Source organism: Pseudoalteromonas sp. NEC-BIFX-2020_002 (assembly GCF_013002825.1).
GTDB lineage: Bacteria > Pseudomonadota > Gammaproteobacteria > Enterobacterales > Alteromonadaceae > Pseudoalteromonas > Pseudoalteromonas neustonica.
On record NZ_JABEPJ010000015.1, the window covers coordinates 14,938 to 30,850 of the forward strand.

The 15,913-nt window shown below is 41.5% G+C and carries 14 protein-coding genes; 3 read left to right on the forward strand and 11 right to left on the reverse strand.

Annotation, left to right across the window (positions count from 1 at the left end; translation table 11 throughout):
- Positions 1–9 precede the first annotated feature (9 nt).
- The 9 genes from mltG to yceD form a co-directional block, all read right to left on the reverse strand.
- Positions 10–1,005 carry an endolytic transglycosylase MltG gene (gene mltG / locus HJP15_RS15865; RefSeq protein WP_054203563.1) on the reverse strand — a complete coding sequence of 332 codons (996 nt, stop codon included), beginning with the start codon at positions 1,003–1,005 and terminating at the stop codon, positions 10–12.
- The gene (gene pabC, locus HJP15_RS15870) at positions 999–1,823 is read right to left on the reverse strand and encodes an aminodeoxychorismate lyase (RefSeq protein WP_170174155.1); all 825 of its coding nucleotides are present in this window, start codon (positions 1,821–1,823) and stop codon (positions 999–1,001) included. The genes mltG and pabC overlap by 7 nt, the downstream gene beginning before the upstream one ends.
- Before the next feature lie 63 nt (positions 1,824–1,886).
- Positions 1,887–3,125, reverse strand: a complete 1,239-nt coding sequence (fabF, locus tag HJP15_RS15875) for a beta-ketoacyl-ACP synthase II (RefSeq protein ID WP_054203562.1) — start codon at positions 3,123–3,125, stop codon at positions 1,887–1,889.
- An 86-nt stretch (positions 3,126–3,211) separates the two neighbouring features.
- The gene (gene acpP / locus HJP15_RS15880; RefSeq protein WP_054203561.1) at positions 3,212–3,448 is read right to left on the reverse strand and encodes an acyl carrier protein; all 237 of its coding nucleotides are present in this window, start codon (positions 3,446–3,448) and stop codon (positions 3,212–3,214) included.
- A gap of 240 nt (positions 3,449–3,688) precedes the next feature.
- Entirely contained in the window at positions 3,689–4,435 is a 747-nt protein-coding gene (fabG, locus tag HJP15_RS15885; RefSeq protein WP_054453416.1) for a 3-oxoacyl-ACP reductase FabG, read from the reverse strand.
- 13 nt (positions 4,436–4,448) lie between these two features.
- The gene (fabD, locus tag HJP15_RS15890) at positions 4,449–5,375 is read right to left on the reverse strand and encodes an ACP S-malonyltransferase (protein ID WP_054203559.1); all 927 of its coding nucleotides are present in this window, start codon (positions 5,373–5,375) and stop codon (positions 4,449–4,451) included.
- 74 nt (positions 5,376–5,449) lie between these two features.
- On the reverse strand, positions 5,450–6,478 hold the full coding sequence (gene plsX / locus HJP15_RS15895; protein ID WP_054203558.1) for a phosphate acyltransferase PlsX: 1,029 nt from the start codon (positions 6,476–6,478) through the stop codon (positions 5,450–5,452).
- Positions 6,479–6,490: 12 nt separating this feature from the next.
- Positions 6,491–6,661, reverse strand: coding sequence for a 50S ribosomal protein L32 (rpmF, locus tag HJP15_RS15900; protein ID WP_002962381.1), 171 nt, complete (start codon positions 6,659–6,661; stop codon positions 6,491–6,493).
- A 9-nt stretch (positions 6,662–6,670) separates the two neighbouring features.
- Complete coding sequence (yceD, locus tag HJP15_RS15905) at positions 6,671–7,195, reverse strand: 23S rRNA accumulation protein YceD (protein WP_054203557.1); 525 nt, start codon at positions 7,193–7,195, stop codon at positions 6,671–6,673.
- A 142-nt stretch (positions 7,196–7,337) separates the two neighbouring features.
- On the opposite strand from yceD, the gene HJP15_RS15910 reads away from it, so the two are divergent.
- Positions 7,338–7,931, forward strand: a complete 594-nt coding sequence (locus HJP15_RS15910; protein ID WP_054203556.1) for a Maf family protein — start codon at positions 7,338–7,340, stop codon at positions 7,929–7,931.
- On the opposite strand, the gene HJP15_RS15915 is transcribed toward HJP15_RS15910, so the two are convergent.
- Together HJP15_RS15915 and rluC are read right to left on the reverse strand one after the other, a co-directional pair.
- Complete coding sequence (locus HJP15_RS15915) at positions 7,928–8,578, reverse strand: HAD-IA family hydrolase (RefSeq protein ID WP_054453414.1); 651 nt, start codon at positions 8,576–8,578, stop codon at positions 7,928–7,930. The two genes, HJP15_RS15910 and HJP15_RS15915, sit on opposite strands and share 4 nt — an antisense overlap.
- Positions 8,575–9,534, reverse strand: coding sequence for a 23S rRNA pseudouridine(955/2504/2580) synthase RluC (gene rluC / locus HJP15_RS15920; RefSeq protein ID WP_054203554.1), 960 nt, complete (start codon positions 9,532–9,534; stop codon positions 8,575–8,577). Before rluC ends, HJP15_RS15915 begins: the two co-directional genes overlap by 4 nt.
- 618 nt (positions 9,535–10,152) lie before the next feature.
- On the opposite strand from rluC, the gene rne reads away from it, so the two are divergent.
- Positions 10,153–13,470, forward strand: coding sequence for a ribonuclease E (rne, locus tag HJP15_RS15925; protein ID WP_170174122.1), 3,318 nt, complete (start codon positions 10,153–10,155; stop codon positions 13,468–13,470).
- A 279-nt stretch (positions 13,471–13,749) separates the two neighbouring features.
- Positions 13,750–15,672 (forward strand): hypothetical protein, encoded by a 1,923-nt coding sequence (locus tag HJP15_RS15930; protein ID WP_170174123.1) that lies wholly within the window; start codon positions 13,750–13,752, stop codon positions 15,670–15,672.
- Positions 15,673–15,913: the final 241 nt, after the last annotated feature.

Consider the following 15,913-nt stretch of genomic DNA (forward strand, 5'->3'; position numbering starts at 1 on the left):
TTTTTTAATCTATTTGTTTAACTGCTTTTGATAACGCAAGTAATCTTGTACCGCTTTATTATGCTCTTTTAGCGTTTTTGAAAATTGGTGGCTGCCATCACCTTTTGCCACAAAATACACAAACTCAGATTTTGGTGGATTAACCGCAGCAAAAATTGCAGGTTTTGATGGCATTGCAATAGGCGTTGGCGGTAAACCATTTATTTTATAGGTATTATACGGCGTATAAGTCGTTAAATCTTTGCGTTTAATATCGCCATCAAAATCAGCGCCTATGCCATAAATCACAGTGGGGTCCGTTTGCAAGCGCATTTTTGTGTTTAATCGGTTAGTAAACACAGATGCGATTAATGGCCGTTCGCTAGCAAGACCTGTTTCTTTTTCAATAATGGACGCCATGATTAATACTTCGTAAGCAGACTTTAAAGGTAAGTTAGGAGCTTTATTTTGCCACGCTTCATCAAGCACACTTTGCATTATCTTATGCGCACGCTTAAGCACCGAGCTGGCAGTATCATTAGCATGATAATGATAGGTATCAGGAAACAGCCACCCTTCTAAATGTTTATCTGAGCCTAAAACTTGCTGAGATAGCTCATCAAGTATTAAGTCATTACGAAGGTACTCTGCGTGGCTAATTGCTGCTAACACTTCGCGCAATGATTGCCCTTCAATAATTGTAAAACTAAAGCTGGCCTGCTTACCTTGGTTAATACGGCGAATATTATCTAAAACGGTGCCTGTATCAAGTTGATATAAGCCCGCTTTTAAATCAGTTAATGTTGGGTCCAATTTAGCGAGTACTTGATAACGAAAGCAATCTTTTAACCACTGTTTGGCCTGCCATTGTTGACATAGCTGGTTAAAACCCGTGCCTTTTTTCACTTCAAATAGCGTGTTTTGAGGCGTTTTTAATGGACTATTAATTGTCGTTTGCAACTGTTGGTAGCCAATACCAGTGACAAATAATGCCAATAATACGACCGTGATAATCACTTTTAACACGCTGACTCCTTGAGTAATAAATCTTCCAGTAAGGCTACACTGGTAGATAATTCATATTTTATATTATTGATCGCTGTCACAGGCACAATACCCATTAGGCTATTACAAATAAAAACAGCTTCCATTTGCTGTAATTCCTCAAGTGTCATATCAATAAATTGCACGGGTAATTTATCACACAGAGATTGCAGATAAACCCCCCGAATACCGCAGTTTTTCAAATTAGGACTAAAGACGCAGCCTTTATTAATGGCAACTATGTTTGCTGCGGAGGTTTCTATCACAAAATTATTATAATCTAACACGATCACATCATCACATGTTTGATGCGCCATGGCCTGTTTTATCATCACCTGCTCTAAGCGATTTAAGGTTTTTAAACCTGCAAATAAAGGTTGCAATGCTAATTGCACCGTGCTGATAGCTAATTTAATGCCTTGTTGTGCAAGCAAAGGATAACTGGCAGGAAAAGGTAGCTGCGATAGTATAATAAGTGACTGTGGTAGCTCAGGCAAACCATATCCTCGGCCACCACTGCCTCGCGTTACGACAATTTTTAGTACGCCCAGTGCTGTTGTGGCGATATAATCAGTAATCTCTGATTCCAGCTGCACAAAGTCTAATTCGCTAAAGCCTAATCGCATTGCGCATTCAATTAAACGCATTCGATGAAGTGGCCAATGGACCACTTGACCATCCTGCACTTTAGCGGTGGTAAAAAAGCCATCCCCATAATTAAAGCCGCGGTCTTGACTGCTTATCGTGGCTGATTGCTCTTTGGAGGCTTTTTTTATTATTTGAATTATTTTTTTAGGCATATTTTGCATATAAAAAAACCCAGTAACAACTGGGCTCTTCTTGGATATCGTTGTTAAAAAAGATTATACCTTTTTAAATAGCAACGAGCCATTAGTACCACCAAAACCAAATGAGTTACATAGCGCGTAATCAAGTTTCGCGTCACGAGCGGTGTGAGGAACATAGTCCAAATCACATCCTTCATCAGGGTTATCAAGGTTAATTGTTGGTGTTACTTTTTGATCTTGTAATGACAAAATTGTAATGATTGACTCAACAGACCCTGCTGCACCTAATAAATGGCCCATCATTGATTTAGATGAACTCACCATCACATCTTTTGCTGCGTTACCGAAGATTGATTTAACCGCTGAAGTCTCAGCTTTGTCGCCAGCATTAGTCGATGTGCCATGTGCGTTAATGTAACCCACTTGGTCAGCATTAATTTGCGCATCATTTAGCGCATTTTCCATCGCAAGAGCTGCACCTGCACCGTCTTCTGGTGGTGATGTCATATGGAATGCATCGCCGCTCATACCAAAACCAACTAACTCTGAGTAGATTTTAGCACCACGCGCTTTTGCATGTTCGTACTCTTCAAGTACGATCACACCTGCGCCATCGGAAAGTACAAAACCATCACGATCTTTATCCCACGGGCGCGATGCCGCTTGCGGATCGTCGTTACGGGTAGATAAAGCGCGTGCAGCATTAAAGCCACCCATACCAATTGGTGTTGACGCCTTCTCAGCGCCACCGGCTACCATGGCATCTGCATCGCCGTAGGCAATCATACGCGCCGCGTGACCGATGTTATGCAAACCCGTTGTACAGGCAGTAACAATTGAAATATTTGGACCACGTAGACCGTGCATAATCGATAAATGACCTGAGATCATATTGATGATGGTCGATGGTACGTAAAAAGGAGAAAGCTTACGTGGGCCACTGTTTAATAATTTTATGTGGTTCTCTTCAATCAGCGTTAAACCACCAATGCCTGAACCAACAGCAACACCAACGCGCGGTGCGTTCTGCTCTGTGATCACAAGGCCAGAATCTTGTATTGCTTGTACACCTGCCGCTATGCCGTACTGAATGAATAAATCCATTTTTTTAGCATCTTTCTTTGGCATGTAAGCCGATGCATCAAAATTATTCAGCAAACCTGCGAATTTGGTGCCAAAACTTGAAGTATCAAAATGCGTAATAGTTTGAATACCACTTTTGCCGTTTAACAAGTTTTGCCACGTTGACTCAACATCGTTACCTAGCGGTGTCAACATTCCTAAGCCAGTTACGACTACTCGACGTTTAGCCACGGTTTGCCTCCAATATGGGAATTATTATTTTTCTGGTGGGTGTAATAGATTAAGGGTAGCGAATGCTACCCTTAATTTGCGATTGATTACTCAGCGTGAGCTGTAACGTAATCGATTGCAGATTGTACTGTAGTGATCTTTTCAGCTTCTTCGTCTGGGATCTCAGTGTCAAACTCTTCTTCAAGAGCCATTACTAATTCAACAGTATCAAGTGAATCTGCGCCTAAGTCATCAACGAAAGAAGCTTCGTGCTTTACTTCTTCTTCTTTAACACCTAGTTGCTCAATGATGATTTTCTTTACGCGTTCTTGGATGTCGCTCATTCTTCTTTCCTTTATTAAAAACGCCAATGCGTTATTTTCAGATTGCGGCGTAGTTTACGGCGCATAATTCTGTGATTCAAGGATTTGCTGATAATTATTTATCTGGTCAAACCTCTTGAAGGTTATTTGGCTCTTTTATCGCTTATTTTCACAACGAATTCAAGTATGTTTAAAGCAAGTTCACAAAAAATTCAACATTTTTCGACAAACTCACCAAAAACTAAATAGGAACAAAGTTCCTTATACCATGTACATGGCACCATTTACATGCAAAGTTTCGCCTGAAACATAAGCAGCTGCATCAGATGCTAAATAACAGACTGCGGCTGCAATCTCATCTGGTTGACCTAATCGTCCAGCTGGAACATTAGCAAGCGTAGCTGCTTTTTGTTCATCTGTAAGCTCGTCTGTCATATCAGTTTGAATAAAACCAGGTGCAACAACGTTAACTGTAATACCACGAGAGGCCACTTCACGCGCTAATGACTTAGAAAAACCAATTACACCCGCTTTTGCTGCGGCATAATTAGCTTGCCCTGCATTACCCATCGTACCTACTACCGAGCCGATGTTAATAATACGACCATTCTTTTTCTTCATCATCGGACGTAATACCGCTTTTGACAAGCGAAAGATAGAGCTTAGATTAGTATCAATGATATCGTCCCACTCTGACTCTTTCATGCGCATAAGCAAATTATCGCGAGTAATACCGGCATTATTAACTAATACATCAATATCACCCAAATCCGCTTTTATCGCAGCAAGTGTCGCCTCAATCGATGCAGGATCAGTTACGTTTAATGCATAACCTTTACCGTTATCGCCTAAGTACTCGCTTATATTTGCAGCGCCCGACTCACTCGTTGCAGTACCCGCTACTTTAGCACCTTGCGCAATTAAAGTCGTTGCTATTGCTTTACCGATACCACGACTTGCGCCAGTAACTAGGACAACTTTGCCCTCTAGTGAAAATAAATTTGCCATTGTTATCCTACTCTTATTTTGCTTCGTCAATGGCTGATTGGCTATTAACCGAACCACATACCATTGCTTTATCAATACGCTTTGCAAGGCCTGTTAATACTTTACCAGGACCAAATTCGTAACTTTGGGTAATACCTTGCGCTACTAACGCTTGTACTGTCTCAGTCCAACGTACTGGGCTGTATAATTGACGCACCAATGCGTCTTTAATCGCATCTGCTGCGCTTGCAGCGGTTACATCAACGTTATTAATTACATCACACTTAGGTGTATTAAATGTTAAAGCCGCTAAATCCGTCGCTAATTTTTCTGCTGCAGGCTTCATAAGTTCACAATGTGATGGCACGCTTACAGATAAAGGCAATGCACGTTTGGCACCGGCTTCTTTACACGCCTGTGACGCTCTATCAACTGCGGCTTTATGGCCTGCAATCACAACTTGACCTGGTGAATTATAATTTACTGGCGATACAACCTCACCTTGTGCAGATGCTTCGCACGCAGTTTGGATTTCATCATCACCTAAACCAATAATTGCAGCCATAGAGCCGACGCCTGCAGGCACAGCTTCTTGCATGTATAAACCACGGTTTTCAACGAGCTTTACAGCTTCCCCTAAACTTAATACATCGGCACACACCAATGCTGAATATTCACCTAAGCTGTGACCAGCCATTGTTACTTCTGCATCTGAATTTGCTGATAACCATTGACGGTAAATAGCCACTGAGGCTGTTAATAGTGCAGGTTGAGTACGATGGGTTTGATTTAGTTCTTGTTCTGGTCCATTAAGTACTAATGCAGCCAAATCATAACCTAGTGCGTGTGATGCTTCTGCAAACGTTGCTTTTACTATATCCGATTGCTCTAAAAGTTCACTTAACATACCCACTGATTGTGAGCCTTGACCTGGAAAAACAAGTGCAATTTTTTGTGCCATACTTTGCTCTTTAAATTAAACAAATAAATAATTGTTTAAGTAAACGCCTGACAACAACATCTACTCGTCAGTCGCTACTTTTTAGTTGAATGTGTTTGCTCGAAAATAGCTGCAATTTTTTCAGGAAGTTGACGCTCAACTTCTTTAGCAGCTTCGTCGATAGCAGCATGAAATGCTTTAGCGGAGGCATTTCCATGGCTTTTTACGACAATACCGCGCAATCCTACCAGAGAAGCGCCGTTATACTGGTCGGGGTTCACCCTTTTATAGAGTTTTTTTATTACTGGGCGTAGCAAAAAGGCTAAGCATTTATAGAAAAAGTGCTTGCGCAGTGCTTTAGTAAGCTTAAACATAATGAGTTTTGCAATCCCTTCGCACGTTTTTAAAGCGACATTGCCCACAAAACCTTCGCAAACTATAACGTCTGATTTACCAGTAAATATATCACTGCCTTCGCTATAACCGGTATAATTTATATACTTACATTGCTGCATAAGCTCTGCAGCTTGCTTAATATCTTCATGGCCTTTAATCGCTTCAGAGCCAATATTTAATAAACTGACTTTAGGATTATCACAACCAAGCGCTTGCCCTGCGACCACCGACCCCATAATGCCAAACTGATACAAGGTTTGCGCATCACAATGCACATTGGCGCCTAAATCAAGTAAGTAAACAGGGTTTTTACGCTCCGTTGGTACTGCTGAAATTAATGCTGGGCGCTTTACACCTGGAAGCATTTTCAGTACATAGTGAGCCATGAATAATAGTGCACCGGTGTTTCCGGCACTCACACACGCCTGTGCTTCACCTGATTTAACTAAATCAAGGGCAACGCGCATTGAGGAATCTTTTTTTGCTCGCACAGCAGAAGACGGTTCACAGCTATTGGTGACAACTTCAGTGCAATGACGAATAATTAAACGAGGATGGGAAAGAGAATCAAGCGATTCGAGTTCTTTAGATATTACTTGTTCGTTACCACATAAGATTAAACTTAAGTTGGCATTGGCATTTACCGCGTTAACGGCTGCGGGGATAGATGAACGGGGGCCATAATCGCCCCCCATCATATCTAACGCAATGGTTAGATTGGTCAGCATAAAAGCAATCTCTTATTTAGAAATTACTTGAACGCCTTTGTAGTAACCATCTGCAGTCACATGGTGACGACGATGAGTCTCACCAGATGTTTGGTCTACAGTTAAAGTTGGACCACTGATCGCATCGTGTGAACGGCGCATGCCGCGTCTTGCACGAGACTTTTTGCTTTTTTGTACAGCCATAGTCTTCTCCTAAGAATCTTTCTTAAGTTGTTTCAAAATATCAAATGGATTAGGTTTATCATCTTCCGCCTTTAAAACACCAAAGCTGGCAGGCTTTGCTGAATAACTGCATGAAGCTTCGTTGTGGGTAGCAACTAATGGAACTGCTAAAATTAGTTCGTCTTCGATTAACTCAAAAACGTTAATTTCACCATTTTCATCAAGCGCTACTTCATCGTAGTCTTCTGGAAAAATATCTGACTCTGTATCCTCTCCAATTGGGGAATAAACAAAGTCTTGAACCAAATCCAACCCTAAATTACCATTACAACGTTGACAAGTGACAGTAACGTGTGTGGACAAATTGCCTCTAATCACAGCGAAACCTTGATCGTCGTTTTTGCAATGAATTTTTACCGCTATTTCACCTACTTCTTCCTGCACAACTTCCCGTAAACGGGTAAGTTTTTCAAGCGGTACAATGCCGTCATACTTTAAACGGTGTTGAGCTGCTTTGCCTGGATGAAGAGTGATGGGAATTTTCACCTTTTGCATAGGGGCTGCATCATATAGATAGTTACTTGGTTAGTCAAAGTAAAAAACCATTTTTAACTGGTTTTTCGTGATTCATTTCTTTGTTTTACTTACGGATCTGATTTATCCTAACTCAATCTGATTTTCATTAGGAAAACAATCCATGAAGCACCCTCTCATTTTAGCCTCAAGTTCACCCTTTCGTCAGTCTTTATTGCAAAAATTTAATCTACCATTTGATACTTTTTCACCTGATGTTGACGAAACCCCTCACGTAAACGAAACACCGATTGCGCTTGTTTCTCGATTAAGTGAGCTCAAAGCCCGCGCTGCAACAGGCCTTTTTAAAGCGGGTTTAGTCATTGGTTCTGATCAAGTTGCAATATTTGACCAGCAAATTTTGGGTAAACCCCACAATAAAGAAAACGCAATAAAGCAACTGAGCCTATTTAGCGGTAATACAGTCACTTTTTTAACTGGCTTGTGCGTATACGACATTCTTTCAAACACAACAAAAACACGCGTCGAACCCTTTGATGTCACGTTCAAAAGCCTTTCGCATGAGCAAATAAGCGCTTATTGCGATGCTGAACAACCTTACAATTGTGCTGGCAGCTTTAAAAGTGAAGGCTTAGGTATTTGTTTATTTGAGAAACTCAATGGCGATGATCCAAACAGTTTGATTGGGTTACCATTGATCAAACTCAGCCAATTATTGACTGAGTTTGGGGTTGATGTATTAAGTAATCAAGCCTAACGATCAAGTAAGAGCGCACCTAATTGCTGATACGAATCAACCGTAGCAATTGGCGCAAACTCTTGCAGCTGTTGGGCGTTGTGTACGCCCATCGTCACACCTAGGCGGTCAATATTGGCTGCTTTCGCCATGGCCATGTCGATTTTAGTGTCACCAACCATTAACGCATCAAGAGCACTCATATTGAGCTCATCAAGTAATTGTAATAGCATATCAGGCGCTGGTTTTGACAATGCATCATCGCTGGTGCGCGTTGCAACAAAATAATTCCTAAGCTTTGTTTCATCGAGTAAACGCTCAAGCCCAGCACGGCTTTTCCCGGTTGCAACAGCTAACAACACACCACTATTTTTTAATGCAGCTAAAGTTTGCTCAACACCTTCGAATAAAGGGGTTGGCGTTACATCTACATATTTATATTGATGTTTATAGCCTGCGATCAAGTCAGCATATAAATCTGCATCGTTAGGAAATAAAGTAGCCACAGCCTGTTCAAGTGATAAGCCTATAATATTGGCGGTTGCTTCGTCACTCGGAGCAACTAAGCCACATAATATCGCAGATTGATGCATGCAGTTTACTATTTTTGTCACTGAATCCATCACTGTGCCATCCCAATCAAATATCACTAATTTATAGGATTTCACGATTTGGCTGCACGTAATGTTTTAATACAATTAACAAGTGCTTTATCAAGTGGTGCTTCAACACGCATGGTGGTTTCGTTTTTAGGGTGATAAAAACTCAAGTCATGTGCATGCAAAAATAACCGCCCTAAACCAATTTTACGCATCGCTGCATCAAATGCTTGGTTACCGTATTTGTCATCGCAAGCAATAGCATGCCCACGGCACTGAGTGTGAACACGAATTTGGTGCGTACGACCAGTAACGGGTGATGCCTGCACCAGTGAGCATTCATCAAAACGTTCTAATACTTTAAAGCGTGTATGAGATGGCTTACCTTCGGTGTTATTAACACGAACAACACGCTCACCCGATTGCAAGGTGTTCTTCAACAGCCCTTCGGTAACGTTTTTATCTTTTGAATCCCATTGCCCATCAACCAATGCCCAATAGTTTTTTTCCATGGTTTTTTCACGTAACTGTTCATGAAGACTGGTCAGGACAGAGCGACGTTTAGAAATCAATAAGCAACCTGATGTATCCCGATCTAACCGATGCACAAGCTCTAAGCTTCGCTCTTCAGGGCGTAGAACACGCAACGCTTCAATAAGCCCATAACTTAAACCGCTGCCACCGTGCACAGCCATGCCTGAAGGTTTATTAATTACAATAAGATACTTGTCTTCAAATAAAATAGCGTCTTCAAGCTTAGTTACTACATCTAAATTTTTTGGCACAAACTCTTCACGCTCAGCGATTTTAATTGGCGGGATACGCACAATATCGTCAAGTTGAAGTTTGTAAACAGGTTTGATACGTTTTTTGTTCACACGCACCTCACCTTTTCGAAGGATTCGGTAAACAGCGCTTTTAGGCACCCCTTTTAAGTGGGTAATAAGAAAGTTATCAATCCGTTGACCTAAATGGTCTTCGGTAATCGTGACGAAAGATACTTGTAAGCCGGTTTTTTCTGACATTGCCTAATCACTGATTTAAGTAAAAATAATTTAGTTGCTAACACGGTTATAATAATGGGATAATCGCTAGCGCAAATATAAATTTGCACATAACAACGGTGCTTTTTAACACATTAATACATTCGTGATGCACATTCTGGGTAATTGATCATACAGATCCGAGTTAAGTTTTCCAAAGCTTTTATACATACCTAGTTTGCACGTGCGTTCAATTAACTCCGATGCGCGTAATATATCGCTAGTTAAGTTTGACCACGATGTGTTTTTTAATGTTGATAAAAAAAGCAATGAACAAATAATTTGTCTGATCGTGACGGCGTACGATACGCCGTTCAGCAGATGCATTGTAAATCGTACAAGTTAATTTAATACATGGTCGACTCTGGGCAGAACTCAAATAGATAACTGTAAAAACAGTCATTTGTTTTCCCCCTATTTAGAATCTAATAACGTGACAACACGTTATTGTCAGCCAGCACCATAAAGATACTTAAACGGATACAGAGCAAAGCTCCCCCACAGATCCAGTCGTGAGATTGTATAAAAAGAAGCGATGGGAGCAACTGAACAGGCGAAAAGTTTCGTCATGTCAGAGACATAACACAGTAGAGTAACAATATGAAACGTATGCTAATCAATGCGACGCAGCAAGAAGAAATGCGCGTAGCACTGGTTGATGGCCAGCGCCTGTATGATTTAGATATCGAAAGCCCGGGTCACGAACAAAAAAAAGCCAATATTTATAAAGGCAAAATCACACGTATAGAACCGTCACTAGAAGCCGCTTTTGTTGAGTATGGCGCTGATCGTCACGGATTCCTCCCTTTAAAAGAAATTGCTCGCACTTACTTCCCGACAGGTTATACCTTTCACGGTCGTCCGAACATACGTGACGTGATCAAAGAAGGTCAAGAAGTCATTGTTCAAGTAGATAAAGAAGAGCGCGGACAAAAAGGCGCAGCTCTTACTACGTTTATTAGTGTTGCTGGTAGCTATTTAGTGCTTATGCCAAACAACCCACGTGCTGGCGGTATTTCTCGTCGTATCGAAGGTGATGAGCGTACAGAACTTAAAGAAGCATTAAGCCGTTTAGAACTGCCTAAAGGTATGGGTTTAATCGTGCGTACTGCAGGTGTTGGCAAATCATTTGAAGAGCTTAACTACGACTTAAAAGCGCTATTAGTACATTGGGATGCGATTCAACAAGCGTCTGATGGCGGTAAAGCTCCGTTCCTAATTCATCAAGAAAGCAACGTGATTTTCCGTGCTATTCGCGATTACTTACGTCGTGATATCGGTGAAATACTGATTGATAAAGCCCGAGTATTTGAAGAAGCAAAAGCGCATATAGAGCGTTTTCGCCCTGACTTCATGAGCCGTGTAAAACTTTATCAAGGTGAAGTCCCACTGTTTACTCATTATCAAATCGAAAGCCAAATTGAGTCAGCATTTCAACGTGAAGTTCGCCTGCCTTCTGGCGGTTCAATTGTAATTGATCCAACTGAAGCACTTACCTCTATCGATATCAATTCATCAAAAGCCACTAAAGGCGGTGATATCGAAGAAACAGCGCTTAACACCAACTTAGAAGCTGCTGACGAAATTGCTCGCCAATTGCGTTTACGTGACTTAGGTGGCTTAATCGTTATCGATTTCATCGACATGACACCACCACGTCATCAACGTGAAGTAGAAAACCGCTTAAAAGATGCTGTACGTCCAGATCGTGCCCGTGTACAAATTGGTAAGATCTCACGTTTTGGCTTACTAGAAATGTCGCGTCAGCGCTTGCGCCCTTCATTAGGTGAAGCAAGCCAAGGTCCATGCCCACGCTGTAGTGGCCAAGGTACTATTCGTTCAAACGAGTCGATTGCATTATCAATCCTACGTTTAATCGAAGAAGAAGCGATTAAAGACAATACGTCACAAGTTAACGCACAAGTGCCTGTTGCTGTTGCCGCTTATTTGTTAAATGAGCAACGTCGTAGCGTACATCGCATTGAAAAACGTCATAATTGCGATGTTGTGATTATTCCTAATCAACACATGGAAACGCCTCATTACGAAGTTATGCGCTTACGTAAAGACGAAACCATCGAGACTGTAAGCTATGAGCAAGTGATTGCTCCTGAGCAAGAAGTATTTGAAACATCAAAAACACCAACAGCGGTAGTACGTGAGGAGCCAGTTTTAAAAGGTGTGGTAATGCCTTCGACACCGGCCCCGCAAGCTGTTGAAAAGCCAGCTCCAACGCAAACAGCCAGTCAGCCAGCTGCAGAGCAAGTTAGCTTGCTGACAACTATTAGCAACTGGTTCAAATCGTTATTCGCTGATTCATCTGAGAAGAAAGAAGAAACAAAGAAACAAGAACAGCAAACTGCACAGAGTAACCGCAATAACCGCAATCGTAACAATGATGGTGATACTCGTCGTCGAAACAATCAACGTCGTCGTAACAACAACTCACGTAATAAGCCGGTTAATGAGCGTTCAACAGAAGAAGCTGTTGTTGTTAAAAACGATAATGCATCAACAAGTACTGAGCAGCAGGAAAGAAACGATAATCGTAATAAACGTCGTCGCAATCCTAACTCGCGTAAACGTAATGAAACTCGTAATGACGATAAAAAAGAAGTGGCAGTTGCAGCAGCAACTACACCTGAAGTAAAAGATGTTACAGTTGAAACTACTGAACAAAAACCAAAAGTTCGCCGTCAACGTCGTAACATACGTAAAAAGGTACGCTTACAAGCTGAAGATAGCCAAGTTGTTGCAACTGATGATCAACAGCAAGCTGTTGCTGATGAAAAACCGACTCAGACCCCGACAAAAACTGAAGACGTTGTTGTAGAAAAAGCACCGATTGTTGAAACACCTGCACAAGACATTGAACAGGTAGTTGTGAATGAACAAGATGCTGCCTCTGCAGATGAAGAGCAAGGCCAAACACGTACACGTTCACGCCGCTCACCTCGCCATTTACGTGCCGCAGGCCAACGTCGTCGTCGTCCTGAAGGTGAAGAAGCTACTCAAACACAAAATACACAACCGCCAGCGTTTATTCCAGTTGCAGATCAAGCCGCAGCCGAATATGAAGCGGAGTTAAAAGCAAAAGAAAATGCGATTACTGAAGCGAATGAATCTGCTCCTGAAGTAGTTAAAGCAGCACCTGTTGTCGCAGAGCCTACTCCTGAAGTTGTTGATGAAACACCTGTGGTTGCTGAGTCTACTTCTGCTGTAGTTGAAGAAACACCTGTGGTTGCTGAGTCTACTCCTGCAGTAGTTGAAGAAACACCTGTGGTTACTGAGCCGACTCCTGAAGTGGTTGAAGAAACACCTGTAGTTACTGAGCCGACTCCTGCAGTAGTTGAAGAAACACCTGTGGTTGCTGAGCCAACTCCTGCTGTAGTTGAAGAAACATCTGTGGTTACTGAGCCTACTCCTGCAGTAGTTGAAGAAACATCTGTGGTTACTGAGCCGACTCCTGCAGTAGTTGAAGAAACACCAGTTGTTACTGAGCCTGCTCCTGCAGTAGTTGAAGAAACACCTGTTGTTACTGAGCCTACTCCTGCTGTAGTTGAAGAAACACCTGTTGTTACTGAGCCTACTCCTGCTGTAGTTGAAGAAACACCTGTTGTTACTGAGCCTACTCCTGTAGTAGTTGAAGAAACACCTGTTGTTACTGAGCCTACTCCAGTAGTTGAAAAAGCACCAACACAAACTGTTTCTAACACTAAAACAGTGATCACAACTGGAAAAGCAAGTGCGCCAATGGCACAACCTACACCAGTCGCTGATAGCGATGTTGTTCATACGCCTAAGGCAATGGCACATGATAAGCGTGAAGCGATTCCAGATAGTGGCTTGCGTGCCGGTTCATTAAAGCCAGCTGGTCGTGCTAGTGCTGCAATGACTAAAACATTGAGTGTTAATTAACATATCTAGTTTAGCTTAAAGCACACTAAAAACCGCGTTAACTCATAGAGTTAATGCGGTTTTTGCTATTTAATTACATCAAATAAGCATCTAAACAAACATTCACGTTAATAAAAGATTACAAACTCCCGCTACTCATTAACAAGTACATTAACTACTATCGAAAAGCTCAATATATCAGTTAGTTTTTACACACTAATAAAGTACAGACATGTAATATTTCTGTAGGTAATTAGCAATAAATTGACGTTAATATCATTTTCGAAGGAAAGTAAAATTATGAAAGTACAAAAGTTTGCACTAACAAAACTCGCCATAGCTTTTGGTCTAACAGCAAGCTTGGCAGGTTGTTTTAGTGATAATGACATAAAAACACCAACACAAAAAGTTCAAACACCACCGATTGCCGTTGAAGCGCAAGCGGGTTCATTTACAGTACTGGTAACTGACGCTGTCAATTCCGCACTTGCTGATACAATTGAAGCTACAATCACTTTCAAAAGTGAAGATAAGCTATTAACAACAGCAGGCGATGAATTAACAGACGCAGATAAAAAATCAACGGCTAGTTCATTTGGTTTCACAGTCTCCGAAATTCCAGAAACAGGTGTTACTTATGAATTCACAGTAACAGCAACTGGCTACTTATCTAATACAGTTTCATTAACTTTAGACTCACAGACAACATCTACCGCTCAACAAGTACGATTAACACCGCGTAACTTAGCTGCAAACGAAAACGTTGCCATCGTAGCTGCAACAAAAACGCTAGCTGAAACAGCTGGCGAAGGCGTTCAAGCTACATATACTGCTGATGACGGCCTTACTTTAACTGGCGCTGAAAAAATCACACTGACTCAGGAACTATCTGATGCACAAAAAGATAGAGCCGTAGGTGGTGTATCAGTTTCTCTAAAAAATGGCACTAAATTCCTCGATAAAGAGGGTACAGCCCTAGCATCTGCACCATCGCTTACTGTGGGCTATTTCGCTAATGAAGCAACGGGTCATACAGAAGATGAAACTATTGAGACCTCATCTCTGGATGCTTTCCCTGGCGGTTTAAACCTTACTTTAGCAGGTGAACAAGGTGACGATGCAGAAGTTGGATCATTCACTTCTGGTGGATTTGTAGCTATTGAATTAACTGATGATGCTGGTAACAAAGTTAAAACGTTTGGTAATGATGCTGATAACAAACCTATTACACTCGAAGTAGCCATGAAGCTTGATAAAAATACAGCTAACCCATGTGCTGTAGTTTATGATGGAGAGATTGAAAATATCGCCGCTTTTGCAGAAGTAAATGGTTTCAAAGATGGTGTTTGTACTCTCAACGAAGCAACTAAAGTAATGGTTGAACCTAAGCACATTTTCCCAGTATGGAGCTATGAAGAAACAACCGGCCAATGGTCGTTTGAAAGTTATGGCCTTGTATCAGGTGACCGTGCCGATACAACAACCACATTTGATGTTGCTGTAGAGGTAAGTCACTTATCTTATTGGAACTTAGATTACTTTACTCGTGCAATTTCTGCGGATAAATGTCCTGGCCGTCGCTTAGACTTCAACATTGTTGATGCTGATGGAAACCCAGCGACTCAATACGCTGATGTCCTTGTAGATGCAAATGGCTATCGCCAAAAAATAGGAGCTTTTAACCGTCGTGATTTGTCGAAAGGCACCTTTTTAAACCCACCGGCTTTTGCTGTAGACCTACAAATGATTGGTGATGTAACCGTTGATGGTGTAATGACTCGCTCAAACATCATTGATGGTATCGTTGGCGAAGCTAACGATGATGGTATAGTAACTAAGCTTGAATTTGATAATTTATGTGATTTAAACGGTAAAACAATTAAATTAACAACTCAACCTGCAGCCCAAATAACTCAAAAAGTAACTGCACAATTGGTATGTACGGCCGATGAGGATGCTGATGTAGCTGCTGAGCCCGTACCAACCCCCACTGTTGTTCAGTTATTCAAAGGTAATCAATTCTTACAAACACTTTATCCTAATGGCATGTTTGAAGTGTCGCTTGACGCTGGTGAAGCTTATACAATGAAGTATAAAGATCCCGAAGCAAATACTTGGTTAACGAAAGATGTTACAGCAAGTACAACCGCTGTGACTTTAGACATTGAACGTGCTTGCCCAGTCACAGAGCAACCTGTAACTGGAACCACTGGTGGTTCATAATAGGTCCTATATATCAAGATGCAGAATTCAGCGTTCCACAGGGGCTCAATATCAAGGCGTTACTTTGCAATAATGGTCGTCCCTTTTAAGAAGTAACAACGTTGAGAGTAAGCGTCTGTGACACGCCCAGAAGGTTGGTTTAAAAGCGATTTATACTGCGTTATTGATTTTAACAAGGGAGCAGCCATTATTTGCAATCAATGCCTTGCCTAAATCGCTTTTAGCTCCAACGACGCTCGCA

Excerpts from the sequence above, each read along its gene's own strand:
- pabC (WP_170174155.1), bottom strand. The coding sequence starts at position 1,823 with ATGCCTAAAAAAATAATTCAAATAATAAAAAAAGCCTCCAAAGAGCAA.
- acpP (WP_054203561.1), bottom strand. The coding sequence starts at position 3,448 with ATGAGCGACATCCAAGAACGCGTAAAGAAAATCATCATTGAGCAACTA.
- fabG (WP_054453416.1), bottom strand. The coding sequence starts at position 4,435 with ATGGCAAATTTATTTTCACTAGAGGGCAAAGTTGTCCTAGTTACTGGC.
- fabD (WP_054203559.1), bottom strand. The coding sequence starts at position 5,375 with ATGGCACAAAAAATTGCACTTGTTTTTCCAGGTCAAGGCTCACAATCA.
- plsX (WP_054203558.1), bottom strand. The coding sequence starts at position 6,478 with ATGCTGACCAATCTAACCATTGCGTTAGATATGATGGGGGGCGATTAT.
- rpmF (WP_002962381.1), bottom strand. The coding sequence starts at position 6,661 with ATGGCTGTACAAAAAAGCAAAAAGTCTCGTGCAAGACGCGGCATGCGC.
- yceD (WP_054203557.1), bottom strand. The coding sequence starts at position 7,195 with ATGCAAAAGGTGAAAATTCCCATCACTCTTCATCCAGGCAAAGCAGCT.
- HJP15_RS15910 (WP_054203556.1), top strand. The coding sequence starts at position 7,338 with ATGAAGCACCCTCTCATTTTAGCCTCAAGTTCACCCTTTCGTCAGTCT.
- rluC (WP_054203554.1), bottom strand. The coding sequence starts at position 9,534 with ATGTCAGAAAAAACCGGCTTACAAGTATCTTTCGTCACGATTACCGAA.
- rne (WP_170174122.1), top strand. The coding sequence starts at position 10,153 with ATGAAACGTATGCTAATCAATGCGACGCAGCAAGAAGAAATGCGCGTA.
- HJP15_RS15930 (WP_170174123.1), top strand. The coding sequence starts at position 13,750 with ATGAAAGTACAAAAGTTTGCACTAACAAAACTCGCCATAGCTTTTGGT.